We start from the raw sequence: 22,406 nt of genomic DNA on the forward strand, positions 1-22,406 counted from the left end.
CACCCGCGGAAGGAAGCGTCCATTCGGGTTCCGGTCCCGTGCGTCGGCCCCGGCCGGCCGACCGGAGACGGCCTGACGAGGACACTGGCTCCCGGACGAGGAAGGCGAGGTGGCCCGGGTGACGGACCCTACGAGGGGCGGGCCGGACGGCGGGAGCGCCGAGGCCGGTGGCTACCGGCAGGAACTGAAGCGGACGCTGGGCTCCTTCCAGGTGTTCGCGATCTCCTTCGCCTTCATCTCGGTGGCGGTCGGGATCTTCGCGACCTTCGACGAGGTGCTGCTGACCGCGGGCCCGGTCGGGATCTGGCTCTGGCTCGTCGCGGCGGCCGGACAGATCCTCGTGGCGCTGGTGGTCGCGCAGTTCGCCGCCCGCATCCCGCTGAGCGGCTCCTCGTACCAATGGGCCTCCCGGCTCGGCAGCCCCAAGGTCGGCTGGTGGTTCGGCTGGCTGACCTTCTGCTACCTGGCCGTCGCCGTGGTCGCCATGGACAACGCCCTGGCGAGCCAGGCGTTCATGCCGCTCGCCGGCATGGGCGCGGACGAGGGCACCGCACGCGTGATCACCCTGGTGGTGCTGGTCGTCCAGGCCCTGATCGCCATCGCCTCGACCCGGCTGGTCAGCTGGATCAACTCGGCGGCCGTCGGACTCGAAGTCGTGCTCGTCGTGGTCGTGGCGATCGCCCTCGTCGTCGCCGTCGTGGTCACGGGCGACGGTTCGGCCGCCAACCTCACCTCCCGGGGAACCACCGAAGGCTCCCGCGACTACTTCGCCGTCGGCGGCGGCCTGATGCTTGCGATGATCATGGGACTGGCCACGCTCGTCGGCTTCGACTCCGCCGCCAACCTCGCCGAGGAGGCGAAGGACCCCCACCGCAGCGTCCCGCGCGCCATCGTCGGATCGGTCGTGGCGGCCGGCGTCCTCGGGATGCTGTTCCTGATCACCCTCACCGTCGCGATCGAGGACATCCCCCGGATCACCCACGAGGCCTCGCCCGTGGCCGCGATCATGCACGACCGTCTCGGCACGGTCGCCGAGCACGTGCTGCTGGTCGCCATCACCTTCGCGTTCTTCGGCGCCGGCATCGTCGTGATGGTCTCCTGCTCCCGGCTCGTCTACGCCATGTCCCGGGACTCCCGCTTCCCCGCCCACCAGGTGATGCGCCGGGTCAGCCCCCGCACGCACACCCCCGTCCCGGCGACCCTGCTGATCCTCGCGCTCGGTGCCGTACTGATGGTCGCGCTGCCCGGCTCCGCCCTGCTGGAACTGATCACCGCGTCGACCATCCTCCCCGCACTCATCTACGGGGCCACGATCGTCCTCTACCTCACCGTCCGCGGACGACTCGGCCGCCAGAAGGGCGCGTTCGACCTCGGACGCTTCGAGTTGCCGGTGGCGCTCTGCGCCCTGGCCTGGACGCTCGTCGCCCTGTTCGTACTCGTGGCACCGGACGAGGCGTTGACCTCCGTCGTCATCGTGGCCGGACTGCTCGTCCTCGGCGCCCTGTTCTTCCTCGGTATGCTGACCTTCGACCGGCAGGCGCTGGAGTCCGAACCCGGCGGCGACCGGAACACCACCACCCGCTGACGCGGACCCGGAGCCGCTCAGGTGACCGGTTCGCCGATGCCCAGCAGGTTGCCCTCGCTGTCACGGAACCACGCGCCGCGTTCGCCCCGGGCGCCCTTGCCGGGGTAGTTCCCGTCGATCTCGGCGATCGAGTCCCTCGTCGTGAACCCGGGCAGGTCGACGTCCTCGAACACCACGCCCCGCTCCTTGAGCTCGCGGACCATGGTGGTGATGTCGTCGACCTCGAAGGCCATCTGCGTGAACGTGCCGGGTGACGCACCCGTCGAGCGGAACAGTGCGAACTCGGCACCCCCGCACCGGTACAGCAGGCCCCCGGGCCGCTCGTCGACGGGCTCCAGACCCAACCGCTCGGCGTAGAAACGCCGCGCCCGTTCGAGGTCCTGGGCGGGAAGCCTGGTCGCGACCCGCGCCGCCCGGGCCAGCAGGCCACCGTTCACGTTCATCCGCCCACTGTGCCGCGCGGACCGGCCGACAGGCCGGACGCGGGCGCGCGTCGCGGCGGGGACCGCACCGAAAGGAGCACGCCCGTCAGCGGAATAGGGTGACCCCATGTCTGTCATATTGAGCTCCAGAAGAACGGCTGCCGCACTGCGCACGTCGGCCCGGGTGTCCGCCGAGTTGCTGGTGGTCCTGGTGATGACGGCGGTGGCCCTCTGGGTTCTGGGCCGCATGTGGTCGGTCGTCTGGCCGGTCGTCGTCGCCCTGCTCCTCACCACCCTGACCTGGCCTCTGGCCGCGTTCCTGCGCCGCAAGGGGTGGCCGGCCGCGCTCGCCGCCTCCGTGGTCACCGTGCTCTTCGTCCTCGTGACGGCGGGCGTCGTGGCGCTCATCGCCGTGCCCGTCGCATCCCAGTCGGGCGAACTGGTCGACGGAGTGGGCGAAGGCGTCCAACGGCTTCGCGCGTGGGCGGCCGGGCCGCCGCTGAACATCGGCGACGACCAGATTGCCGGCGCCTTCGACGCGGCGACGGCCCGCCTGCAGAGCAGCCTCGGCAGCACGGTCTCCACCGTCGCCACGGGGGTGGGCACCATCTTCAACGGCCTGCTGACCGCGGTCCTGGCGCTCTTCCTGATGTTCTTCTTCCTCAAGGACGGCCCACGGTTCCTGCCGTGGCTCGCCCGCCAGCTTCCCGGGCGCCTCGCCACGGACGTCCCGGTCGTCGCCGCGCGCGGCTGGAAGACCCTGGCCTCGTTCGTCCGCTCCCAGGCGTTCGTCGGGCTGCTCGACGCCGTGTTCATCGGTCTCGGCCTGTGGATCGTCGGCGTTCCCCTGGTGCTGCCCCTGGCGGTGCTGACCTTCGTGTCCGCGTTCGTGCCGATCGTGGGGGCCCTCTTCGCCGGTCTCGTGGCGGTCCTCATCGCGTTGGTGTCGAACGGCCTCACGGACGCGCTGATCGTGCTGGCGATCATCGTCCTCGTGCAGCAACTCGAAGGCAACGTGTTCCAGCCCATGATCCAGAGCCGCGGACTCGGGCTCCACGCGGCGGTGGTCCTGCTGGCGGTGACGCTGGGCGGCAGCCTCGCCGGCGTCGTGGGCAGCCTGCTGGCGGTACCGGCGGCCGCGCTCATCGCCGTCGTCTGGAACTACCTGCGCGATCAACTCGGCGAAACACCACACGAGTCGACGGCCGACGAACCGCTGCCCGGTTCCCCCGCCCCGTCCTAGCCGGGCCGCACGACCCCCTCGGGCCCGGGGGCCGCAGCGGACGCCGTCAACGGCCGACGGACGCGGCCACGGGCTCCGGCCGGCCCTCGGTGACGGCGCACCGGAGGCTGTCCGCGGTCACCGGTGCTCCGTCCACGATGTTCCGGTCGTAGGTGACGGCCTTGACCGTGACGGGCTGCGCGCCGACGGACACGTCGAAGAAACTCCCGTGGCCGGGTACCGGCTGCGGGCGGGATCCGGGGAGAGCGGCCGCGAGGGTCGCCGCATCGTCCTCCCGTCCGACGGCGTACCGGATGACCGGGGGCCCGGCCGGGCGGACGGCCGGTGCCGACGCCGAGGTGTCGGTGACCGCGAACCCGTTCGCGCGCAACGCCGCGGCGACGGCGGCGTCGTCCACGCGGACGGCGATCGCCGCGGGGTTGGTCAGGGCCGGTGTCTCCGCGACGGGCTGGATGCGGGTGTCGCCCGTGATCGGACGGTCCGCGCCCAGAGCGTCCCACAGCGCCGCGGAGCGGGCCTCGTCCCATACGAGGGTGGACCCCACGCCGGGGACGCGGTGGTCGAACAGCCGGATCGGGACGGTCGCGAACTCGGTCCGCTCCGCCCGCAGCCGCCCGAGCGCCCAGCCGATCCGGACCAGGTCGTCCAGCCCCGTCCGTTCGTCGGTGCGGACGGACTTCAGCAGGGTGCGGACGGTCCGTGCCGTGCTCACCGGACCCGAAAGCGCGCCGTCGGCGGTCAGGCGCTCCAGCAGGTCGTTCACCATGCGCTGCTGGCGCCGGACCCGGCCGAGGTCCCCGGGCCGCAGATCGACGTGCCGGGCCCGGACGTAACGCAGCGTCGTGTTCCCGTCGGTGTGGTGCCGGCCGGGGCCGATGTCGAGCCCCGAGTTCTCGTCCTTGACCGGTCGGTCCGTGCACACGGTCGCGCCACCGAGGTTGTTGATCGTCTGCTCGAAGCCGACGAAACCGGTCTCCAGGTAGTGGTCGATGTGCAGACCGGTCGCCTTCTCGACCGTGGCCACCGCGAGCGGGCCGCCGCCGATCTTGTACGCGCCGTTGATCTTTCCCTTGCGGGCGGGGACGGTGCCGTCCGCGTACGCGACGTAGGAGTCGCGGGGAATGGAGACCACGCTCGCCCGCCTTTCGTCGGCGGAGAGGTGCACGAGCATCATCACGTCGGTGCAGTTGCACCCCTCGCCGCCCACATGCAGGCGGCGTTTCTCCGCGGCGGAGATGCCGGTGCGGCTGTCGACGCCGACCACGAGGATGTTCGTACCGCGACTGCCTCCGCCCGCGGGGCCGTGCCCGGCCGAAACGGCCTGCGAGCCCAGGTACGAGCCGGGGATAAGGGTGGCCAGCAGCGTGAGGGCAACGGTGAGTCGACGCAACGCACATCCTCAAATCCGGACGAATCATCTCCAATCGGAACTGTAGTGACCCATGTGCGCGGGGCCGGGCTGTACGCGCCGAGCCCGGCCCCCGCCTGCATCTGTCGGGTGCTCAGGTCTGGCACTGCTTCGTGACCGCGGGAGACCAGCCGCTCCAGGCGGCGCCGTCGGCTCGCGCGTGCACCCGGATCTCGACCTTCACGGGACCGCACACCCGGGTCGTGCTCCCCACTTCCACGGGTCCGACGGACTCGCCGGCCCGGACGTAGGTGCGACCGCTCCCCACCTTCTCCCAGTGGCCGCCGTCGACGACGCGGAAGAAGGCCTCGTAGGAGACGTTCAGCCCCTTGGTGCCGGTATTGCGCGCTTTGATGTGCGCCGTGATCTCTCGCGTGGGGAACCTGCCGGCAGACCCCCGCTGGGCGCTGATGCAGCCGTTGACGGCCACGCGGCCGGTCGACACGCTTCCGCCGCAGGCGACTGCCGCGGCATGAGCGTTCGCCGGGATCGTCATGACGGCCAGCGCGGCCGCGCCCAGGATCGTGCCGATATGCCTCAGGTGCACTGTTCCATCCTCGTTTCGTTCCGAATCCGCTGGACAGACCATGGCGCGCCTCGGGATGCGCTGGGTCAGGTCGCCTCCGTTTTCGCCCGAACGGATGCGGGCGGCCTCTCTCGCGGGGGTACGAGCAGTGACGTTCGGTGAGATTCGGGCGGCTCCGGGGTGAGCCGCCCCATAGGACCCACGTCACATACGACCTGGGGTAGTAGGCCCTGGAGGCCCCTGGCGCACCGCGAGGACGGGCTCCGACCTGCATGGATACGTTACGGCTCGGCGGCGGGCCGGGGGGCCTCGGCTGCGAGGGCGGGTAGTAAGCGGGCTCGTTGCCAGGGGGGTGGGGGGTCGGTAGAACTGGATGTGTCGCCGGGCGGCCCGGGTGTTTCACTCACCTGCCGCTGACGAACCCCTCTCCACCGCGTGAAGGGATCACGCATGCCTTCGGCATGCCGCGACCGCCCTTGTCCCCTGTGGAAGGTTTCCTTGTGCCGAACGCTGTCATCCGCCGCATCGCCGCTTCGAAGAAGACCCTCGCGGGTGCCGTCGTCGCCCTCGGCGTCGCCGGTTCGATGCTCGCCACGGTTCCCGCCCAGGCGGCTCCGACGAGCGCCAAGGCGATCGCCCAGCAGATGATCAAGGACCCGGCGCAGTTCGCGGCGTTCAACAACATCGTGTCCCGTGAGAGCGGCTGGAACCACACCGCCACGAACTCCTCCTCGGGCGCCTACGGCCTGGTCCAGGCCCTGCCGGCCTCGAAGATGTCCTCGGCCGGTTCCGACTGGAAGACCAACCCGGCCACCCAGATCAAGTGGGGCCTGGACTACATGAACTCCCGCTACGGCAGCCCCGTCGGCGCCTGGAACTTCTGGCAGACCCACCACTGGTACTAAGCCACCAGCGGACCCGAGAACACATCGCGAGACGCCCGGCCGGGACACCCCCGCCGGGCGTCTTCGCGTACTCGGGCGTTGGGTTCCGAACGGTGCGGGCGTCTTGACGCGGCCGTAGCGCTGCGCCTTGAATCAAGTAGTGAACAAAGGGGCCCGGACGGCCCGCTTCCGCGTTCATTCCCTGGCAGTGGATTGTCATGGGCATGTCTTCGCATGTCTCCCCACCCCTTCCCCGCTCCCTTCCCCCCACCCCCGAAGCGATGTGATCACCGTGCACCCCACCTGGCATCGACGCGCTCTCTTATGCGCCCTCGCCCTGGTCTGCTGGGGCGGTCTGGCCGCCCCGGCCACCGGCGCCGCCGAGCCCGCCCCCGCACCCCGGGCCGCCGCGGCGGCCGTGACCTTCTCCGACGACTTCGACGGACCGGCCGGAGCTGCCGTCGACCCCGGGAAATGGCAGATCGAGACCGGCGACAACGTCAACAACCACGAGCGGCAGTACTACACGGCGGGCAACCGCAACGCCGCCCTCGACGGGCAGGGCCACCTGGTCATCACCGCCCGCCGGGAAAACCCGGCCGGCTACACCTGCTGGTACGGCCGCTGCGAATACACCTCGGCCCGCCTGAACACGGCGGGACGCTTCACCCAGACGTACGGACACGTCGAGGCGAGGCTCAAGGTGCCGCGCGGCCAGGGCATGTGGCCCGCCTTCTGGATGCTCGGCAACGACATCGGCCAGGTCGGCTGGCCGGACTCCGGTGAGATCGACGTGATGGAGAACGTCGGCTTCGAACCGTCGACCGTGCACGGCACCCTCCACGGACCCGGCTACTCCGGCGCGGGAGGCATCGGGGCGGCGTACTCCCTCCCCGGCGGCCAGGCCTTCGCCGACGCGTTCCACACCTTCGCCGTCGACTGGGGCCCCGACTCGGTCACCTGGTCCGTCGACGGGGTCGTCTACCAGCGACGGACCCCCGCCGACCTGGGCGGGCGCAGCTGGGCCTTCAACAAGCCGTTCTTCCTGATCCTCAACCTCGCGGTCGGCGGATACTGGCCGGGCGACCCCGACGGGACCACGGCCTTCCCCCAGCAACTGGTGGTCGACCACGTCCGCGTCACCTCGTACGACGGCGGCCCCGGCGCCCGGACCGGCCAGATCAGCGGACTCGCCGGCAAGTGCGTCGACGTGAACGGCGCGAACCCCGCCAACGGCACCCCGGTCCAGCTCTACGACTGCAACGGCACCGCCGCCCAGCGGTGGACCTTCGGCTCCGACGGGACCGTACGGGCCCTCGGCAAGTGCCTCGACGTCGCGAGCGGCGGCACCGCCGACGGATCGCCGGTCCAGCTCTACGACTGCAACGGCACCGGCGCCCAGCGCTGGGCGGTGTCCGGGGCCCGGGACGTCGTGAACCCGCAGGCGGACAAGTGTCTCGACGTCACCGGAGGCGGCTCCGCCAACGGGACCCGGCTGCAGCTGTGGACCTGCACCGGGGCCGCCGGGCAGAAGTGGACGGTCCCGGCCGGCTGACCGGGGTCAGAACTTCGGGTCAGGGGACTGGGCCGCGCACAGTTCCGCGGCCTCCTCCGCCGTCTCCACGGACGGCGGGGAACCGTCGAGCGGCTTCCGTGCGGTCTCCTTCATGCAGGCCACGGAGATGATGCCGACCAGGGCCGCGCCCATCGCGTAGTAGGCGGGCATCAGGTTCGAGCCGCTCCAGCTGATCAGCGCGGTGATCACCAGCGGGGTCGTCCCGCCGAAGACCGATGCCGACAGGTTGTAGCCGACGGACAGCGAGCCGTAGCGGACGTGCGTCGGGAAGAGCGCCGGCAGGGCGGCGGACATCGTGCCCAGCAGGCAGACGAGGGAGACGCCCAGCATGAGCATGCCGATGCTGACCGCCGGGATGGAGCCCTGGCGGATCAGCAGGAACGCGGGGAGGGAGAACACGAAGAAGCCCGCCATGCCGGACATCAGCAGCGGCTTGCGGCCGAAGCGGTCGGACAGCTTGCCGACCTGGCTGATGACGAGCATCAGGAGGAGCATCACGGCGAGCAGGACGAGAAGGCCGTGCGTTTCGCTGTATCCGAGCTCGTCCGACAGGTAGGTCGGCATGTACGACAGCAGCATGTAGTCGGTGATGTTGTACGCGCCGACCAGGCAGACGCAGAGGATCAGCGTCGGCCAGTACCCGCGGAAGATCTTCGCGAGGTCGCCCTTGGCGGTCGTCTCCACGCCGTCGGCGACCTCGCTGGCGCGGGCGCTGCCGCCCTCCAGCTTCTGGAAGGCCGGGGTCTCGTCGAGGCGCAGCCGCAGGTAGAGGCCCACCAGCCCGAGGGGTCCGGCGACGAGGAACGGGACGCGCCACCCCCACGTCTCCATCTGGGCGTCGTCGAGCACGGCGTACAGCGCGGTGACGAGCCCGGCCGCGCCGACGTATCCGGCCAGCGTGCCGAATTCGAGGAAGCTGCCGAAGTACCCACGGCGCTTGTCGGGCGCGTACTCGGCGATGAAGGTGGAGGCGCCGCCGTACTCCCCGCCCGTCGAGAAGCCCTGGAGCATGCGGAAGAGGATCAGCAGGGCCGGGGCCCACAGGCCGATCGTGCCGTGCGAGGGGATGAGGCCGATGGCGAACGTGCCGACCGCCATCAAGATCATGGTGAGGGCCAGGACCTTCTTGCGGCCGATGCGGTCGCCCATGGGGCCGAAGAACATGCCGCCGAGGGGACGTACCAGGAAGGCGACGGCGAAGGTCGCGAACGAGGACAGCAGCTGCGTGGTGTCGTTCCCCGTCGGGAAGAAGACGTGCCCGAGGGTGACGGCCAGGTAGGAGTAGATGCCGAAGTCGAACCACTCCATGGCGTTGCCGAGCGAGGCCGCCTTCACCGCACGCTTGACCGCCCGGTCGTCCGTGACGGTGATGTCCGTCCTGCGGAGTCTGGGGTTTCGGCGCTGCTTGATGGCGCGGAAGAGCCCGGGATGGCGCTTCACCGCTTCCGGATCGGCCGCCTGCGGGGGATGGGGGGCCGCCATGGCCGGTCCTTTCCTCGGGGGGTGTTCCAGCCCTCCCGCCTGCGCGATCATGGCGTTCGCAAACGGGCCGGACGCCCCGATGAGGCGCGGATCACACTCTGCGGCGCGTGCGCGCGGCCGGGCGGCCGGCCGCGGCGCCGGGCTGCCCGTGGGTTGACGCCGCGCGGCCCGGGCAGGGGAACCGTGTCGTGCGGCCGCACGTTCACCTGCCGGTCCCGTTCGGTGCGACGACCGCCGGGCCGGGCCCAGTAGTCTGCTGTATCCGCCGGGCGGGCCCATCCCGGACCGGCCGCAACGTCGAGGAGGAGGCCAGGTGAGAGCAGCGCGGGCGCTGGCGACGTTCGACGAGGTCGAGCTCGGTGACCACGTCTGCTGGCTCGTGCACCCGGCCAGGACGTCCGCGGGGGACGCGCGGGCCTACGTGGCCGACGGAGCCCTGTACGGGGACAAGATCGTCGTCGTCGGTTCCACCGGCGCCGCCTCCGGGCTCACGCGCGACGCCGTTCCCTCCGCCTCGGTGATCCTCGACTTCCCGAGTCCCGCGCAGCCCGATTTCCTGCTCGCCGCCGTGCGCCGCGAGGCCCGTACCGCGGCCCGCGAGGGCTACCGGTCGGTACGCGTCCTCGCCGAACGGATGCCCGCGACGGAGCCCGGAGCCGCCGAGGAACTCGTGGCCCAGGAGCTGCAGCTCGACGAGTTCGCCTCGGAGACCGGCGCCATCGTGGTCTGCGCCTTCCAGCCGGCGCAGTGGCGGGCGCCTACGCTGGAACACGTGGCATGCGTGCACCCCCACGAAATGGGCAGACGTGCTGAACGCCCGGCCTTCCGGATGTTCAGCACGGGCGCTGACAGCTGGAGCGTGGACGGAGTGATCGACTCGGAGTGCGCGGCGGCGTTCAACGGCGCCGTACGCGCGGCAGTGCGGCGGGCACCCAAGGTGACGCTGCGCTTCGACACCCTCGAGATGATCGACGCCGCCGGAATGCACGCCCTCGTCGACGCGGCCCGCCACGTCCCGGACCGCAGGATCGTCGTGGAGGGCGCCAACGAGACCGTACGCCTGTGCTGGGACCTCGCGGGCTACGCGGGCGCCGACATGCCGGTGGTGATGGGCGCATGACCGCCACCGTGCCCTCGAAGCCGTCCGGCCCGGACGAGGCCGCCTTCCGCCACGAGCTGTACCCCTACAGCGGGGACGCACAGTTCCTCTCCGGCACGCTGGGCTTCGTCCACGAAGCCCTCGACGACGGCGAAGCGGTGGTCATCGCCGTGCCCGCGGACAAGACCTCCCTCCTGCGCAGCGAGCTCGCCGACGAGCCCGCGGTCACCTTCGTCGACACGACGGCGGCGGGCGCCAACCCCGGCCGGCACATCGCCGCCTGGGCGGCCTGGATGAAGGAGCGGGGCGAAGGAGAGCGGCCGGTACGGGGCATCGGCGAAACGGACTGGCGTCACGTACGCAGCGCCGCGCACCTCTCCGAACTGCGCCATCACGAATGGCTCCTGAACCGGGCCTTCGCGCAGAGCCCCACGTGGTCGATGCTGTGCCCGTACGACGCCGCCGACGGGGACGAGGACGCCCTGCGGGCCCTGTCCCGCTGCCACCCGCTGATCCGCCGGGACGGCCGGTACCTGCCCAACGACGTGTACCTCGCCGTCGACGACTACCCCTTCGACGTCCTCGCCGATCCGTGCGATCCCTACCAGGAGCTGAGTTACACGCACGGTGACCTGTCCGCCATCCGCTCGAAGGTGTCCCAGTGCGCGGCCGACGCGGGCGTCCCGGAGGACCGGCTGCCCAAACTGGCCGTCGCCGTCACGGAGATCGCGACGAACAGCATCCGCCACGGTGGGGGCCGCGGCACCCTGCGCACCTGGGCCCAGCAGTCGACGTTCCTGTGCGAGTTCCGGGACGCGGGCCACATCACCGACCCGATGACGGGCCGGACCCGCCCCACCCCCGGGCAGGTCGGCGGCCGCGGCCTCTGGCTCGCCCACCAGCTGTGCGACCTGGTCGAAATCCGCTCCACCCGCGAACAGGGCACCACCATCCGCCTCCACATGGACACCCGGCCCTAGGCCGCCGGTCCAGGCCGGTCTAGGGCAGCCCGTGCAGCGTGGTCCGGCCGTCGGGGTCCGGCTGCTCGGGGACGGCACCGGCCGTGGTGAGGCCGAGGTACAGCGCGGCGAGTCCCGTGCTGAGGGCGCGGCGGCTGTCGGAAGTCATCGAGTCGAGGGCGTGGGAGAGCGTCTGCTCGCGGGTCTCGCGTATCCGCGCGAGGTGCGTCTCGCCGGCCGGGGTCAGCCGGAGGGTGAGTTCGCGGCCGCTGTGCGGGCAGGGGTGGCGTTTGAGGAAGCCGGTGGCCTCCAGGCGGTCGCACAGCCGGGTGACGGAAGGGGCGGCCGCGCCCAGGAGTTGCGACAGGGTGCGCATGCGGATGCCGGGCTGGCGGTCGACCAGGTACATCAGGCGTAGCTGCGACGCGGAGGCGGGGGCCGCGGCGCTGGCCTGACGCGCGTTCTCCCATATGACGTCCAGGAATTCGACGATGTCGCCGACGGACCGTGCCGCGTCGTGGCCGGTGCTGTGGGGCCGGGGGGCCGGTGCCGGCATCTGGTTTCCCTCCGCGCGAGCGGGTCACCCGGCGGCGCCGGTCAGACGTTGGTGTCCGGCCTGCTGGAGCGCACCGGTATGGGTTCATCCGAAGCGGCGGACCGTCTCTCCGCCGCGGACGAGCCGGACTTGCCCGCCGCGTCCGCCGCGGTGAGGTGCTCCAGCGTACCGGTGACCTCCAGGATCCGGTCCAGTCGTACGGGCCGGTCATCGAGGTGCAGGCGTACGCCGGCCGCGCCGGTGCGCCGTCGGATCATCAGCAGCGTGGACAGGCCGGACGAGTCGACGGCGGCGAGTTCCGCACAGTGCAGGTGCAGGTCGCGCAGGCGGGTCCGCTCGGCCAACACCCGGGTCACGGCGTCCAGGAGGACGTCCGCGCAGTGGTGGTCGAGGTCGCCGCGCAACTCCAGGCGCACGGTGTCGCCCGTGTCGATCTGGGTCAGGAGCAGGGAGCCGGAGGGTGTGCTGGTCATTCGGCGGCCCCGGCGGCGGTGAGAAGGGTACTGGTCAGGCGTGCGGCGCCCGCCCGCAGGATCGCGGCGGCGCGGGGGAAGTCCTTCAGTTCGGAACCGAGCAACTCCAGTGCCGGGAGCAGGCTCCGGGCGGGGACCCCGCGCGCGGTGAGGACGCCGGCGGTCCACTGGAGGAACTCGCAGAAGAGGTCTCCGTCGTCCGTGTAGAGGGCCGTGGAGAGGAACTCCAGGATGTGGGCCAGGTCTTCGGCCGTGTGCTCCCGCTGGAGTTCGCTGTAGTCGCGCATCGCGGGGAAGGCGGCCTCCAGCCCGGTGAAGACCATCCGAACGAGTTGCGGACGGCTGCGGGTGACGAGGGTGTACTCCTGGTCGGTCAGGTGAGGGAGGTCGTCGATGGCCTGGTGGTCTGGCTGGGGGCGCGTCAACGGGCCGCGGGCCAGGGCGTCGGCGGCACTGCGGGCGTCGGGGGCCCAGGCGTCGGCGCCCAGGAGTCGGGCGTAGCGTCCGTCGGCGCCGAAGGCGGCTCCGCCGACGAGCACGGGGGTACCGGCGGCCTGGCAGGCGGTGATCGTCGCGTGCGCGGTGGGCAGCCGGGTGGCGATCGAGCTGGAGAGCGCGACGACGTCCGGGCCCGTCCGGTGGATGTGCGTGACCAGGTGGGGCGTGGGGACCTGGGCGCCGAGGTAGTCGACGCGCCAGCCCCGCAGCCGCAGTACCTCGGCCAGGAGACGGGCCGGAAAGGCGTGCCATTCGCCGTCCACGCAGGCCACCGAGATCCGGCCCCGGGTGCGCGGCCCGCGCGCCGACGGGTGCTGCGCGACCACGGCGACGACCCGGTCGTTGATCGCCGTGGCGGCGTGCTCCTGGGCGACGCTGATGCGGTTGGCCGCCCACTCCGTCCCGACCCGGCCCTGGACCGGGGCGATCACGTCGAGCAGCATGCTCTCCGCGTGCAGTCCGTCGTCCAGCGCCTGCCGCACGGCCGCGGTCGCGGCGTGTTCGTCGCCGTGGAGGGCGGCCTCCCACAGCCGGTCCGTCAGGTGTTCGAGTGTCGGGGCGTTCGCCAGATCCGTGGTCATGCGGTGAACCTGCCCCGCGTGTGGCCGTTCACCGCGCTGAGGTGGTTCGTACGGGGGGCGGAGATGACGACGACGGCCATGTCGTCGTGGCGACCGGTCCCCACCCACTGCGAAGCCAGCATCTGCACCCGTTCCACGACGGCTTCGGCCGGCAGGCCCGCGCATTCCGCCAGCGCCCGGCGCAAGCGGTCCTCGCCGAACATGGAACCGCCGAGCGGCCCGCCGCGCGCCTCGGTGATCCCGTCCGTGTAGAGGACGCAGGTCTCGCCCGGCGCCAGCGTCACGAGCGCCGTTTCGGCGGTGACGGCGGGCAGCGCGCCGACCAGCGTTCCCCGGGTGGGGGCCTCCTCGACGCGGCCGTCGCAGCGCAGGATCAGCGGGGCGGGATGGCCGGCGCTGGTCAGCCGCAGCCGGACCGCGTTCTCCTCGCGCATCGCGGAGGCGAGCACCATGGTGGCGAACCGTGCGTTGTGGGTGTTCAGGAGCGAGGTGTTCAGCAGACTCAGCACCCGCTGGTGGTCGTCCGCCATCGGCAGCAGGGCGTGCAGCGTGTTGCGGATCTTCCCCGTCATCACGGCGGCTTCCAGCCCCTTGCCGCACACGTCACCGAGCACGACGAGGGAAGCCTCCCCCTCCACCGCCGCCGGATGGACGTCGTAGAAGTCGCCGCCGATCCGCTCGTGGTCCTGCGAGGGCCGGTAGCCGCCCGCGTACTCCACGCCGGAGACCTGGTGGAGCGCCGGAGGCAGCAGCTCCCGCATCAGGGTCTCGGTGATCGAGGCCTGCTCCGCGTACAGCCGGGCGGCGGACATCGCGGCGCCGGCGCGGGCCGCGAACAGCCGGGCGAAGACCTCCTCGCCCTCCGTGAACGCCTCGCTCCCGGTCCGGCGCAGCAGGACGAGGGCGCCGGCGGGTACGCCGTGTCCGGGCAGGGGAGTGATGACGATCGAGCCGACGTCCCCGAAGCCCTCCGGGATCAGCCACGCGGGAGCGGTGTCGGGGTCGATCCAGCGGGAGGGAACGGGCGGGAACCCCTGGAGCGCTTCCCCCAGCCCCGGCACCTGCTCGGGGTCGGCGCTCACGCCGGACACCGTCGGGGTTCCCCCGCGGAGGCAGGCCACCACGGGCAGCTCGCGCCCGCGGGAAGGGGCGATCACCAGCGCGGCGTCGGCGAGGTGCTCGGCGGCCATCTGCGCCGTGACGTCCATGCACCGGTCCAGATTGAGGGAGGAGAGCAGGAGGTTGGAGGCCCGGGTCAGGAAGGCGGTGCGTTCCCGCTCCATCCGCAGGGCTTCACGGGCCAGGCGGTGGTCGGTGTCGTCGACGAGCCACCACACCACCGTCCCGTCGTCACGTACCGTGGGGTGCGCCTCGTACGCACGGTCGCCCACCGGGCCCTGCGCCATCGAAGCCCGGTCGGCGCCGGGCCGCTGTGCGGGGACCCGCGACAGGCACTGCCCGTGCGCCGAGGAGAGCCAGGAGGGCACCGAACCCGCCATCGGCGAGCCGGGGCGGGCGTCGGGGAAGACCAGTCCGGCCGCCTCGTTGAGAAGTACCAGCACGGACTGTGCGTCCGCCACGAGGACGGGGTAGGGAGCATCACGCCACGGAACGTCTACCGGGGTGGGAAGGGAAGTTGCCCGGGTGGAATTCACCAAACGCCGAAGGCCCGCTGTGCGAACCCCTCACCTCATCGCCTAGAAAGGATCCTTGCCTTCCGGCAACCATCCTCCATCCGTCCCGCCCCCGCAAACCGAGTCCCCCTCACCGGGGCGTCCCGCACCGCATGCACACGGGAACGACACATCTCCTCCTTCGGATCCCCTTTCGCCAGAGGATTCGGAACGCCACGATCGAGGGTGCTGTGCCGCAACGTGGTCCGTGGTGTAGGAGGATGTCGGCGTGATCGGAGACGAACCGGTGGTCACCACGACCACGCTCGAAGGCATAACTGTCGTCCACCTGCGCGGGGACGTGGACGAGGACAGCGCACCCGCCCTCGCCCGGACCCTCGCCGAGGCCGCGGCCAGTGGTTCTCCGCGTACGGTCGTGGACCTCGCGCGGACACGCTTCGCGGACTCCTACGCCCTTCACGCCCTGCTCGACGCCCGGAAGATCCACGAGGCGGCGGGATCGGCGTTCGTCCTCGCCGGCCCGCTGCAGGCGTCGGTCCGCAGGCTGTTCGACGTCACCGGCACCGGATCCGCGTTCCGCATGACGGACAGCCTGGAGACCGCGATGACATGCTGACCACGACGTTCACCGTGCGGACGGGCGTGCGGCCGCATGCCCCGCACGACTCCGGGCAGGCGATGACGGTATGAACCCGCCCACGGCTGACGACACATGGGGATCCACGCGGGGGAGCGAGGGCCACCCCACGGCCGGCGCCACGCCGGCCACGGCCTCCGCGGCCCGCGACAGGGTCGCCGACCTGCTGCTGCGCGCGGGCATCGGGCTCGACGGCGTGACGGCCGCGGACGCGCTCCTGATCACCTCGGAGCTCGTCACCAACGCGATCCGCCACGGCGGCGGCATCACCGCCTTCCACGGCGACATCACGGACGACGTCCTGCACTTGTCCGTGAGCGACACCAACCCCCGGCACCCCGTCGCCCGTACGGGGACACCGGACCACCCGGGCGGCTACGGATGGCCCCTCATCCGGCAACTCGCCGAACACGTCGAGATCCACAGCCACCCCGACGGCAAGACCATCACCACCGCCCTGCGCCTCCTGTGACGACGGGGCGCCGCCCCTCGGGACGGGAGCGCGTATCGGTGGGATGACCGATGTGCCGGGAGACGGGCCCTGGCCATGATCTTCGGGAGATGTACGCGGGCGGCCGTAGGGGCCCCCGCATCCCGAAAGGACCTTCTGTGGACACGTATGCGGATCTGGTATTCCTCGGCGGGCGGGTGGTCACCGTCGACGCGCAGTTCTCCGTGGCCTCGGCCCTGGCGGTGACCGACGGGCTCATCAGTGCCGTCGGCGGACGGGACGACGTCGCGCCGCTCGTCGGACCCCGCACCCGCGTCATCGACCTGCGGGGGGCGACACTGCTTCCCGGAATCAACGATTCCCATCTGCACGGATGTGCCTTCGGCATGGCGACGCCCCCGCTCTCCCTCGAACTCGCCCACCCCGCCGTGTCCTCCCTCGCGGACGTGGCCGAGGCCGTACGGGAGGCCGTCGGGCGGGTTCCGGACGGGCAGTGGATCACGGGACACGGCTGGGACACCGGCTACCTCGCCGAGTGCGCCGCCGACCCGTCCCGGCTGCCCTCGCGGCGCGACATCGACGCGGTGAGCCCGGACCACCCCGTCGTCCTGTACTCCTTCTCCGGCCACGCCACCTGGGTCAACTCCAAGGCCCTGGAGCTCATCGGGGTCGACCGGCACACCGTCGCGCCGCCCGGCGGGGCCGTCGTCGTGGACGAGGAGGGAGAGCCGACCGGGCTGCTCCACGAGGGAGCCCAGGCCCTCGTCCAGAACGCCCTGCCCGCGCTCAGCCGCCAGGAGCGGACGGACGCGATCAGGTCGACCCTCGCCACCCTCGCCCGGCTCGGCGTGACCAGCTACACCGAGCCCGGTCTCGGCCCCGGCGGCGACGGCATCATGCGGGGAGCGCTCGGCGCGGAGACCCTCGACGTCTACCGCCGACTGCTCGCCGACGGCGAACTGACCGCCCGTGTCGGCGTCCTGCTCCTGCCCACCGGAATGGCGAGCACCGCCGAGGAGTTCACCCGCTCCCTCACCGCACTCGGCGAGCCCGGCGACGCCGATCCCCGCCGCCTCGCGATCCACGGCGTCAAGATCTTCGCCGACGGCATCGTCCCCAACAAGACGGCCTGGATGCACGAGCCGTACGTCGGCGGCGGCTGCGGCTCCCTGTCCGTCGGCGGTGAGACCGACACCGACCGGACCGCCGAGATCGACGCCATGATCCGGCAGGCCCACACCCGCGGCCATCAGCTGGGAGTCCACGTCACCGGAGACCGGGCCATCGACACCGTCGCGGACGCCTTCGCCACGGCCATCGCCGAACACCCGCGGTCCGACCCCCGCCACTACGTCATCCACGGCGACTTCCTCACCGCGCACAGCATGAAAGTGCTGGCCGCGCACGGCCTCGGCGTCAACATGAACCCCACCATCAAGTGGACCGTCGCCGACATGGAGGAGGAGTTCGTCGGCCCCGAACGGGCCGCCTACGCATGGCCCTACCGCGACGCCATCGACGCCGGCGTACGGGTCGCGAGCGGATCGGACGCCCCCGTCACGTACCCGGACTGGCGCCAGGGCGTCGCCACCATGGTGCTGCGCGAATCGAAGGCCGGAGGCCGGGTCAGCGGTCCCGAGCAGCGCATCGGTCTGGCCGAGGCGATCCGTACCTACACGATCGAGGCGGCCTGGCAGGACTTCGCCGACGACTGGAAGGGCTCCCTGGAGCCCGGCAAGGTCGCCGACCTCTGCGTGCTCGACGGGGACCTGCTCGCCGCCGACCCCCACGACATCCCGCGGATGCCCGTCGTCCTCACCGTCGTGGACGGGCAGGTCGTACACGACACCCTGCGCGATTGACGTATTCCAGACACATGATCATCATGGGGGCATGGCAGCGGAGCGGAGCACGGCGGACATCCTGGACGCGGCCGTACACGTCCGCGAGGCCGCCAGGAGCGCCACCAGCGGCGAGACCGGCGTCGACACGGTCCTGGCGGCGCTGTCCGAGGTGATGGAGTACGACCACGCCTCCCTGACCCGGTGGGACCCGCTGCGCCGCCGCCACACCACGCTGGCCGGGAGCTATCCGCAGGAGGCGACGGCCTACATCGAGACCCGCCTCCACGACGACCCCGTGTTCTCCGTACTCCGGAGCCCGGCCCGGGGCGGTCTCTGGATGAAGGACGTCCCCCGGCAGCTCCTGGCGGCGTCCCCGGGCTTCCAGGAGGTGCTGCGCCCCCTCGGCATCGAGGACGGCGTCGCCCAGTGCCTGTTCACCGCCGACGGCGGGTACGTGGGCATGCTGAACGTCAGCACCCGGCGGTCACGGCGCACACCCGATCCGGCGCGCGCCGTGGTCACCCTCCTCACCGAGGCCCTCGCCGCGACCGTCGCCCCCCGGGCGGTACCGCCGGCCGAGCGGGCCGCCGCCGAACCAGCCGTGGAAGCGCGGCGGCCCGGCGGGCTCTCGCCGCGCGAGCTCCAGGTGCTGTCCGAACTGACGACCGGCCGCACCAACCGGGAGATCGCCGGGCGGCTGTACATCACACCGCGCACCGTGGGGACCCACATCGAGCACATCCTCGCCAAGCTGGACGTTCCCAACCGCGCGGCGGCCGCAGCCCGGGCCGCCGCGTGGGGAATCGAACCGTCCCGCTGACGCGCGGCGGGATCAGACGGGGGTGTCCGGCAGGGTGGTGAAGCCGGGCGCGCAGGCGGTGGGCAGGTTCGACGGGGTGAAGGGGGCGTTTCTGTTGGTGGCGCAGGTGGCCTGGTGCAAGGTGCCGTCGCTGGCCAGCAGCGTGATGAACAGGTGGCCGGGGCTCTCCTCCGTGACCGCGACGGAGGTGTCGTAGACGCAGCGGGGGGCGCCGGGGACGAGTGCGAGGTTGATCCAGACGCCGGGGTTGCGGCTGTCGTTGAGGAACGCGTGCCCCTGCTCGTCCGTGGCGGAGCGGAACACCGTCTCGAAGAGCCCGGAAGCAACGAAGTCGACCACCGTGGAGCTGACGTCGCGGGAGGTGGTGCACTTGGTGCCCGTCGCCAGTTCGCTCGCCCCCGGCTCCGTGACCGGTGCGGGCCGCGCCGGGGCCGGCTTCGGCGCCTGTTTGACCGGCTGCTTCTTGGTGGGCTGCTTCTTGACCGGCTGCTTCTTGGCGGGTTGCTTCTTGGCGGGTTGCTTCTTCGCCGCCTGCTTGGCCGGGGCCTTGGGGTCGGGGCCCTGGTGTGCTGCCGCGGCGGGCGCCAGGAGCGTTCCGGCGAGTACCGCGCCGGAAACGGCCGCCACGCAGCGTGCCGCCCAAGTGAGGGTTGTCATGTGTGTGCTCCGTCGTCACCGAGGACCGGCCCGCGCTGGGCCGGCCCGTGCGTGCAGGGATGACGGACCCTCCCCGGTCCGGCGCGAGCACCGGCGCGTCGAATCGGTGCACACGAGGTGCTGAACGGGTCGGGTCCGCGGCTGTCTCGCAACCGTGGACGAACATCGCACGCATTTTCTGGCGGAGACCGGATGCCGGTCCGTCGGGTCACCCGTGCGGGGTGAGGCCGGGAACCGAATGGCGGCACGAGGAGACGGACACGGCCGCGAGCGGGGCGGCGAGCCACCGACACGTTTCCGGCGGGCGCCCCAGGGCAGGCGCCGGGGTAAAGCGAGGAAGGCGGTGGACCATGGGCCGGAAGGACCCGAACCCGCGCCCGGTGCTGCTCCCCGACGAGGGAGCCATGGTTGACGAACACGGCCGCCCGCCGGGAGCGCCGTCGCGGACCGGCCCGGGCGCCGGCCCGCCCGCCGACCCGGACCGCGTGGACCGCGCCCGCGCCGAGGGGGGACACGACGCAGCTGCGGGGGAGGATGCCGACCGCACCCCCGAGTCCGACCGCCCCCGCAAGGCCGGACGTGACGACGAACAGTGACGTCGACGACGGGTGACCCCGCTCTTCCTCGTCGCCGCACCTCTGGGGACACCCGGGCGGACGTCCCGCCCGCGTCGCGATGAGTCCGGGCTCCGCCGCCGGTCTACCCTGCAGACCCAGCGTCCCGGAGGAGCGGCAGATGACCGACACGACGACCCTCGACCTCGGACCGCAAGCCCGGATCGTGGCCCGCCTCGCGGAGGGCGTCCCGGACGCCCGGCTCGCCGACCCGACTCCCTGCCCCGCGTACGAGGTCAGAGACCTGCTGGGCCACCTCACCCACCTGGCGGTCGCGTTCCGCGACGCCGCCGGCAAGGACCTGGGCCCCACGACGGACACGGCCCCCGACTCGGCCGCTCCCCACCCCCTGCCCGCGGGCTGGCGCGAGGAGCTGCCCCGGGTCCTCGGTGAGCTGGCCGAAGCCTGGAACGATCCGGCCGCCTGGACCGGCATGACCCGCGCGGGCGGCATCGACCTGCCCGGCGACATCGCGGCCGCGGTGGCCGTCGACGAACTGGTCCTGCACGGATGGGACCTGGCGCGGGCAACCGGCCAGGAGTACGCGCCCGACCGGGCCGCGCTGGAAGCCTCGTACGCGTTCCTGCTGGAGGCCGCCGAGGACGAGGACCGGGGCGGGGGCATCTTCGGTCCCGTCGTGCCCGTACCGGACGACGCTCCGCTGCTGGACCGGGCGGTCGGGCTGAGCGGGCGCGATCCGGGCTGGACACCGCCGACGCCCGCCTGACCCGACGCCCGCCTGACCCTGGCTCGGGGAACGGCGCGGGACGGCGGGCCAGGGGGCGTCGGGCCAGGCGGGCGTCGGGTCGGTTGCCTCAGTTGCCGATGTCGTCGCTGAAACGGTCGGAGCAGTCCTGCTGCTCCTGCTGCGTCCGGGCGTCGTTCAGGCAGGACCGCAGGTTCCTGCCCTCGTCGGAGTTGAGGACGGACGCCCCGACGGCGATCAGGATTCCCGCGAGGACCACGGTGACGGCGCCGAGGGTGAGGCCGGTGATGGCCTTACCGCGACCACCGGCGCCGCTCCGGGTTCTGCGGAGGGCCGCCACGCCGAGACCGATGGCGACCAGGGCCAGCGGGATGCCCACGAACCACAGCCACAGCAGCAGCAGGGACGCGATACCGGTGACCAACGCGGCCACGGCCAGGCCGTTGCGTTGCTTCCCGGGGGCGTGCGTGGGGGCGTGCGCGGGGGCGGGGTGGGCGCCGGCGTCAGTGCCGGTGCTGTCCGGGGAGCGGTACACGTCGGACACGGGGTGGTCCCTTCACGGATCGGCTGATGGGCAACTCGGTTGCGGAGCAGTGGTGTTCCGCCCGTCTGCCACGCAGCGGCCACCGCAAACCCGGCAAGGCCCGTACACGGCAGCCGAACTCGCGAAATTCATTTCACGTATTGCTTGACGGGTGTGTGTCGAGCGGCGATGCTCTAGGGGCAGCAGCCGCACAGGCAGCGGCGTCCGGGGGGAGCCTCCGGTGACAAAGTCGAGTACCTCGGGGAGTTGCAATGAACGCCGTCACCACGCAGCCCGTCACCACGCAGTCCGTGACCGGTGCGGTCGAGACCGTGGCGGAGATCACCGCGGAGGCCACCACCGTGGAGTACGCCGAGCGGCTTCCGCGCGTCGCCGAGCCCCGCGAGGTCGCCCCCGCCGACGCCCGGGCCCTCTCCAAGACCTTCTTCGAGCGGCTCCGCACCCTGGACGAGGGCACCCCCGAGCGCCAGTACGTCCGCAACACGCTGATCGAGATGAACCTGTCCCTGGTCCACTTCGCGGTGCGGCGCTTCCGTAACCGCACCGACGGCACGGACATCGACGACATCATCCAGGTCGGCACCATCGGCCTGATCAAGGCCATCGACCGCTTCGACCCGGCCCTCGGCAACGAGTTCGTGACCCTGGCCCTCCCCTACATCACCGGGGAGATCAAGCGGCACTTCCGCGACACCACCTGGGCCGTCCGCGTCCCGCGACGCCTACAGGAACTCCGCATCGAACTGGCGCGGGGCAAGGAGGACCTCAGCACCGTCCTCGACCGCGCGCCGACGGTCCGTGAGCTCGCCGAGCACATGGGACTCAGTGACGAAGAGGTGATCGAGGGGCTGGTCGCCGCCAACGGCCACTCCAGCCAGTCCCTCGACAGCGACCAGGACGAATCCTCCGACACCGCTCCGCGCCCCCTGGCCGACGTGCTCGGGAGCGAGGACCCGGCCATGGAACTCTTCGAGGACATCCACAGCCTCGCCCCGCTGCTGGAGAAGCTCGAAGGGCGCGAGAAGCTGATCCTGCAGATGCGCTTCGGGCAGGAGATGACTCAGGCGCAGATCGGTGCCCGTCTGGGGATCTCCCAGATGCAGATCTCCCGGCTCCTCACCCGAACCCTCACCCGTCTCCGCGAGGGCATGCTCGCCGACTGACCCCGGCTGACCCCGGCCCCGCCGACCTCCCCGTGTTCCCGAGA

General features: G+C 71.8%; 23 protein-coding genes. 13 read left to right on the top strand and 10 right to left on the bottom strand.

From position 1 onward, the window contains the following. Positions 1 to 118: 118 nt before the first annotated feature. A complete protein-coding gene (locus tag ABZZ17_RS12950; protein WP_356875104.1) occupies positions 119 to 1,585 on the top strand; it encodes an amino acid permease in 1,467 nt (488 codons plus the stop codon). A gap of 17 nt (positions 1,586 to 1,602) precedes the next feature. On the opposite strand, the gene ABZZ17_RS12955 is transcribed toward ABZZ17_RS12950, so the two are convergent. Continuing rightward, positions 1,603 to 2,028, bottom strand: coding sequence for a VOC family protein (locus ABZZ17_RS12955; protein ID WP_356875106.1), 426 nt, complete (start codon positions 2,026 to 2,028; stop codon positions 1,603 to 1,605). Positions 2,029 to 2,134: 106 nt separating this feature from the next. Here ABZZ17_RS12955 and ABZZ17_RS12960 point away from each other — a divergent pair, with 106 nt between their 5' ends. After that, positions 2,135 to 3,250: an AI-2E family transporter gene (locus ABZZ17_RS12960; RefSeq protein ID WP_356875108.1), complete on the top strand. Its 1,116-nt coding sequence runs from the start codon at positions 2,135 to 2,137 to the stop codon at positions 3,248 to 3,250. Between the two features lie 46 nt (positions 3,251 to 3,296). On the opposite strand, the gene ABZZ17_RS12965 is transcribed toward ABZZ17_RS12960, so the two are convergent. Together ABZZ17_RS12965 and ABZZ17_RS12970 are read right to left on the bottom strand one after the other, a co-directional pair. Next, entirely contained in the window at positions 3,297 to 4,640 is a 1,344-nt protein-coding gene (locus ABZZ17_RS12965; protein ID WP_356875110.1) for an LCP family protein, read from the bottom strand. 112 nt (positions 4,641 to 4,752) lie between these two features. Continuing rightward, on the bottom strand, positions 4,753 to 5,205 hold the full coding sequence (locus tag ABZZ17_RS12970) for a hypothetical protein (RefSeq protein ID WP_356875112.1): 453 nt from the start codon (positions 5,203 to 5,205) through the stop codon (positions 4,753 to 4,755). Positions 5,206 to 5,645: 440 nt separating this feature from the next. Between ABZZ17_RS12970 and ABZZ17_RS12975 the strand changes: the two genes are divergently transcribed. Together ABZZ17_RS12975 and ABZZ17_RS12980 are read left to right on the top strand one after the other, a co-directional pair. Then, positions 5,646 to 6,089 (top strand): transglycosylase SLT domain-containing protein, encoded by a 444-nt coding sequence (locus ABZZ17_RS12975; RefSeq protein ID WP_356875114.1) that lies wholly within the window; start codon positions 5,646 to 5,648, stop codon positions 6,087 to 6,089. A gap of 334 nt (positions 6,090 to 6,423) precedes the next feature. After that, positions 6,424 to 7,623, top strand: coding sequence for a family 16 glycosylhydrolase (locus ABZZ17_RS12980; protein ID WP_356875215.1), 1,200 nt, complete (start codon positions 6,424 to 6,426; stop codon positions 7,621 to 7,623). A gap of 6 nt (positions 7,624 to 7,629) precedes the next feature. Here the strand turns inward: ABZZ17_RS12980 and proP are convergent, their stop codons facing one another. Further along, positions 7,630 to 9,126 (bottom strand): glycine betaine/L-proline transporter ProP, encoded by a 1,497-nt coding sequence (proP, locus tag ABZZ17_RS12985; protein WP_356875116.1) that lies wholly within the window; start codon positions 9,124 to 9,126, stop codon positions 7,630 to 7,632. A gap of 313 nt (positions 9,127 to 9,439) precedes the next feature. Between proP and ABZZ17_RS12990 the strand changes: the two genes are divergently transcribed. Together ABZZ17_RS12990 and ABZZ17_RS12995 are read left to right on the top strand one after the other, a co-directional pair. Continuing rightward, positions 9,440 to 10,246, top strand: a complete 807-nt coding sequence (locus ABZZ17_RS12990) for an MEDS domain-containing protein (RefSeq protein ID WP_356875118.1) — start codon at positions 9,440 to 9,442, stop codon at positions 10,244 to 10,246. Beyond that, positions 10,243 to 11,205 (top strand): sensor histidine kinase, encoded by a 963-nt coding sequence (locus ABZZ17_RS12995; protein ID WP_356875120.1) that lies wholly within the window; start codon positions 10,243 to 10,245, stop codon positions 11,203 to 11,205. Before ABZZ17_RS12990 ends, ABZZ17_RS12995 begins: the two co-directional genes overlap by 4 nt. Before the next feature lie 19 nt (positions 11,206 to 11,224). Here ABZZ17_RS12995 and ABZZ17_RS13000 read toward each other — a convergent pair whose 3' ends face one another. The 4 genes from ABZZ17_RS13000 to ABZZ17_RS13015 are packed head-to-tail and all read right to left on the bottom strand — an operon-like array spanning position 11,225 to position 14,872. Next, positions 11,225 to 11,740, bottom strand: a complete 516-nt coding sequence (locus tag ABZZ17_RS13000) for a MarR family transcriptional regulator (RefSeq protein ID WP_356875122.1) — start codon at positions 11,738 to 11,740, stop codon at positions 11,225 to 11,227. A gap of 41 nt (positions 11,741 to 11,781) precedes the next feature. Next, entirely contained in the window at positions 11,782 to 12,213 is a 432-nt protein-coding gene (locus ABZZ17_RS13005) for an STAS domain-containing protein (RefSeq protein WP_356875124.1), read from the bottom strand. Continuing rightward, positions 12,210 to 13,292: a cobalamin-dependent protein gene (locus tag ABZZ17_RS13010; protein WP_356875126.1), complete on the bottom strand. Its 1,083-nt coding sequence runs from the start codon at positions 13,290 to 13,292 to the stop codon at positions 12,210 to 12,212. The genes ABZZ17_RS13005 and ABZZ17_RS13010 overlap by 4 nt, the downstream gene beginning before the upstream one ends. Beyond that, the gene (locus ABZZ17_RS13015; RefSeq protein WP_356875128.1) at positions 13,289 to 14,872 is read right to left on the bottom strand and encodes a PP2C family protein-serine/threonine phosphatase; all 1,584 of its coding nucleotides are present in this window, start codon (positions 14,870 to 14,872) and stop codon (positions 13,289 to 13,291) included. Before ABZZ17_RS13015 ends, ABZZ17_RS13010 begins: the two co-directional genes overlap by 4 nt. A gap of 322 nt (positions 14,873 to 15,194) precedes the next feature. Between ABZZ17_RS13015 and ABZZ17_RS13020 the strand changes: the two genes are divergently transcribed. The 4 genes from ABZZ17_RS13020 (at position 15,195) to ABZZ17_RS13035 (ending at position 18,678) form a co-directional block, all read left to right on the top strand. After that, positions 15,195 to 15,542 carry an STAS domain-containing protein gene (locus ABZZ17_RS13020; RefSeq protein WP_356875130.1) on the top strand — a complete coding sequence of 116 codons (348 nt, stop codon included), beginning with the start codon at positions 15,195 to 15,197 and terminating at the stop codon, positions 15,540 to 15,542. Between the two features lie 70 nt (positions 15,543 to 15,612). Next, complete coding sequence (locus tag ABZZ17_RS13025) at positions 15,613 to 16,035, top strand: ATP-binding protein (RefSeq protein ID WP_356875132.1); 423 nt, start codon at positions 15,613 to 15,615, stop codon at positions 16,033 to 16,035. Between the two features lie 137 nt (positions 16,036 to 16,172). Then, on the top strand, positions 16,173 to 17,876 hold the full coding sequence (locus tag ABZZ17_RS13030) for an amidohydrolase (RefSeq protein WP_356875134.1): 1,704 nt from the start codon (positions 16,173 to 16,175) through the stop codon (positions 17,874 to 17,876). Positions 17,877 to 17,907: 31 nt separating this feature from the next. Beyond that, positions 17,908 to 18,678 (top strand): LuxR C-terminal-related transcriptional regulator, encoded by a 771-nt coding sequence (locus ABZZ17_RS13035; protein ID WP_356875136.1) that lies wholly within the window; start codon positions 17,908 to 17,910, stop codon positions 18,676 to 18,678. Between the two features lie 12 nt (positions 18,679 to 18,690). On the opposite strand, the gene ABZZ17_RS13040 is transcribed toward ABZZ17_RS13035, so the two are convergent. Beyond that, a complete protein-coding gene (locus ABZZ17_RS13040; RefSeq protein ID WP_356875138.1) occupies positions 18,691 to 19,335 on the bottom strand; it encodes a hypothetical protein in 645 nt (214 codons plus the stop codon). A 350-nt stretch (positions 19,336 to 19,685) separates the two neighbouring features. Here ABZZ17_RS13040 and ABZZ17_RS13045 point away from each other — a divergent pair, with 350 nt between their 5' ends. Further along, a complete protein-coding gene (locus tag ABZZ17_RS13045) occupies positions 19,686 to 19,931 on the top strand; it encodes a hypothetical protein (protein ID WP_356875140.1) in 246 nt (81 codons plus the stop codon). Between the two features lie 139 nt (positions 19,932 to 20,070). Continuing rightward, positions 20,071 to 20,676, top strand: coding sequence for a TIGR03086 family metal-binding protein (locus tag ABZZ17_RS13050; protein WP_356875142.1), 606 nt, complete (start codon positions 20,071 to 20,073; stop codon positions 20,674 to 20,676). 88 nt (positions 20,677 to 20,764) lie between these two features. Here the strand turns inward: ABZZ17_RS13050 and ABZZ17_RS13055 are convergent, their stop codons facing one another. Then, positions 20,765 to 21,199 (bottom strand): DUF4190 domain-containing protein, encoded by a 435-nt coding sequence (locus tag ABZZ17_RS13055; RefSeq protein WP_356875144.1) that lies wholly within the window; start codon positions 21,197 to 21,199, stop codon positions 20,765 to 20,767. Positions 21,200 to 21,450: 251 nt separating this feature from the next. On the opposite strand from ABZZ17_RS13055, the gene ABZZ17_RS13060 reads away from it, so the two are divergent. Beyond that, positions 21,451 to 22,362 carry a SigB/SigF/SigG family RNA polymerase sigma factor gene (locus ABZZ17_RS13060; RefSeq protein ID WP_356875146.1) on the top strand — a complete coding sequence of 304 codons (912 nt, stop codon included), beginning with the start codon at positions 21,451 to 21,453 and terminating at the stop codon, positions 22,360 to 22,362. Positions 22,363 to 22,406 lie beyond the last annotated feature (44 nt).

It is taken from the genome of Streptomyces sp. NPDC006512, from assembly GCF_040611935.1.
Taxonomy (GTDB): domain Bacteria; phylum Actinomycetota; class Actinomycetes; order Streptomycetales; family Streptomycetaceae; genus Streptomyces.

Coding starts and splice junctions, on each gene's coding strand:
- ABZZ17_RS12955 (WP_356875106.1), bottom strand. CDS start 2,028: ATGAACGTGAACGGTGGCCTGCTGGCCCGGGCGGCGCGGGTCGCGACC.
- ABZZ17_RS12960 (WP_356875108.1), top strand. CDS start 2,135: ATGTCTGTCATATTGAGCTCCAGAAGAACGGCTGCCGCACTGCGCACG.
- ABZZ17_RS12975 (WP_356875114.1), top strand. CDS start 5,646: ATGCCGCGACCGCCCTTGTCCCCTGTGGAAGGTTTCCTTGTGCCGAAC.
- proP (WP_356875116.1), bottom strand. CDS start 9,126: ATGGCGGCCCCCCATCCCCCGCAGGCGGCCGATCCGGAAGCGGTGAAG.
- ABZZ17_RS12995 (WP_356875120.1), top strand. CDS start 10,243: ATGACCGCCACCGTGCCCTCGAAGCCGTCCGGCCCGGACGAGGCCGCC.
- ABZZ17_RS13000 (WP_356875122.1), bottom strand. CDS start 11,740: ATGCCGGCACCGGCCCCCCGGCCCCACAGCACCGGCCACGACGCGGCA.
- ABZZ17_RS13005 (WP_356875124.1), bottom strand. CDS start 12,213: ATGACCAGCACACCCTCCGGCTCCCTGCTCCTGACCCAGATCGACACG.
- ABZZ17_RS13010 (WP_356875126.1), bottom strand. CDS start 13,292: ATGACCACGGATCTGGCGAACGCCCCGACACTCGAACACCTGACGGAC.
- ABZZ17_RS13025 (WP_356875132.1), top strand. CDS start 15,613: ATGAACCCGCCCACGGCTGACGACACATGGGGATCCACGCGGGGGAGC.
- ABZZ17_RS13035 (WP_356875136.1), top strand. CDS start 17,908: ATGGCAGCGGAGCGGAGCACGGCGGACATCCTGGACGCGGCCGTACAC.
- ABZZ17_RS13040 (WP_356875138.1), bottom strand. CDS start 19,335: ATGACAACCCTCACTTGGGCGGCACGCTGCGTGGCGGCCGTTTCCGGC.
- ABZZ17_RS13045 (WP_356875140.1), top strand. CDS start 19,686: ATGGGCCGGAAGGACCCGAACCCGCGCCCGGTGCTGCTCCCCGACGAG.
- ABZZ17_RS13050 (WP_356875142.1), top strand. CDS start 20,071: ATGACCGACACGACGACCCTCGACCTCGGACCGCAAGCCCGGATCGTG.
- ABZZ17_RS13060 (WP_356875146.1), top strand. CDS start 21,451: ATGAACGCCGTCACCACGCAGCCCGTCACCACGCAGTCCGTGACCGGT.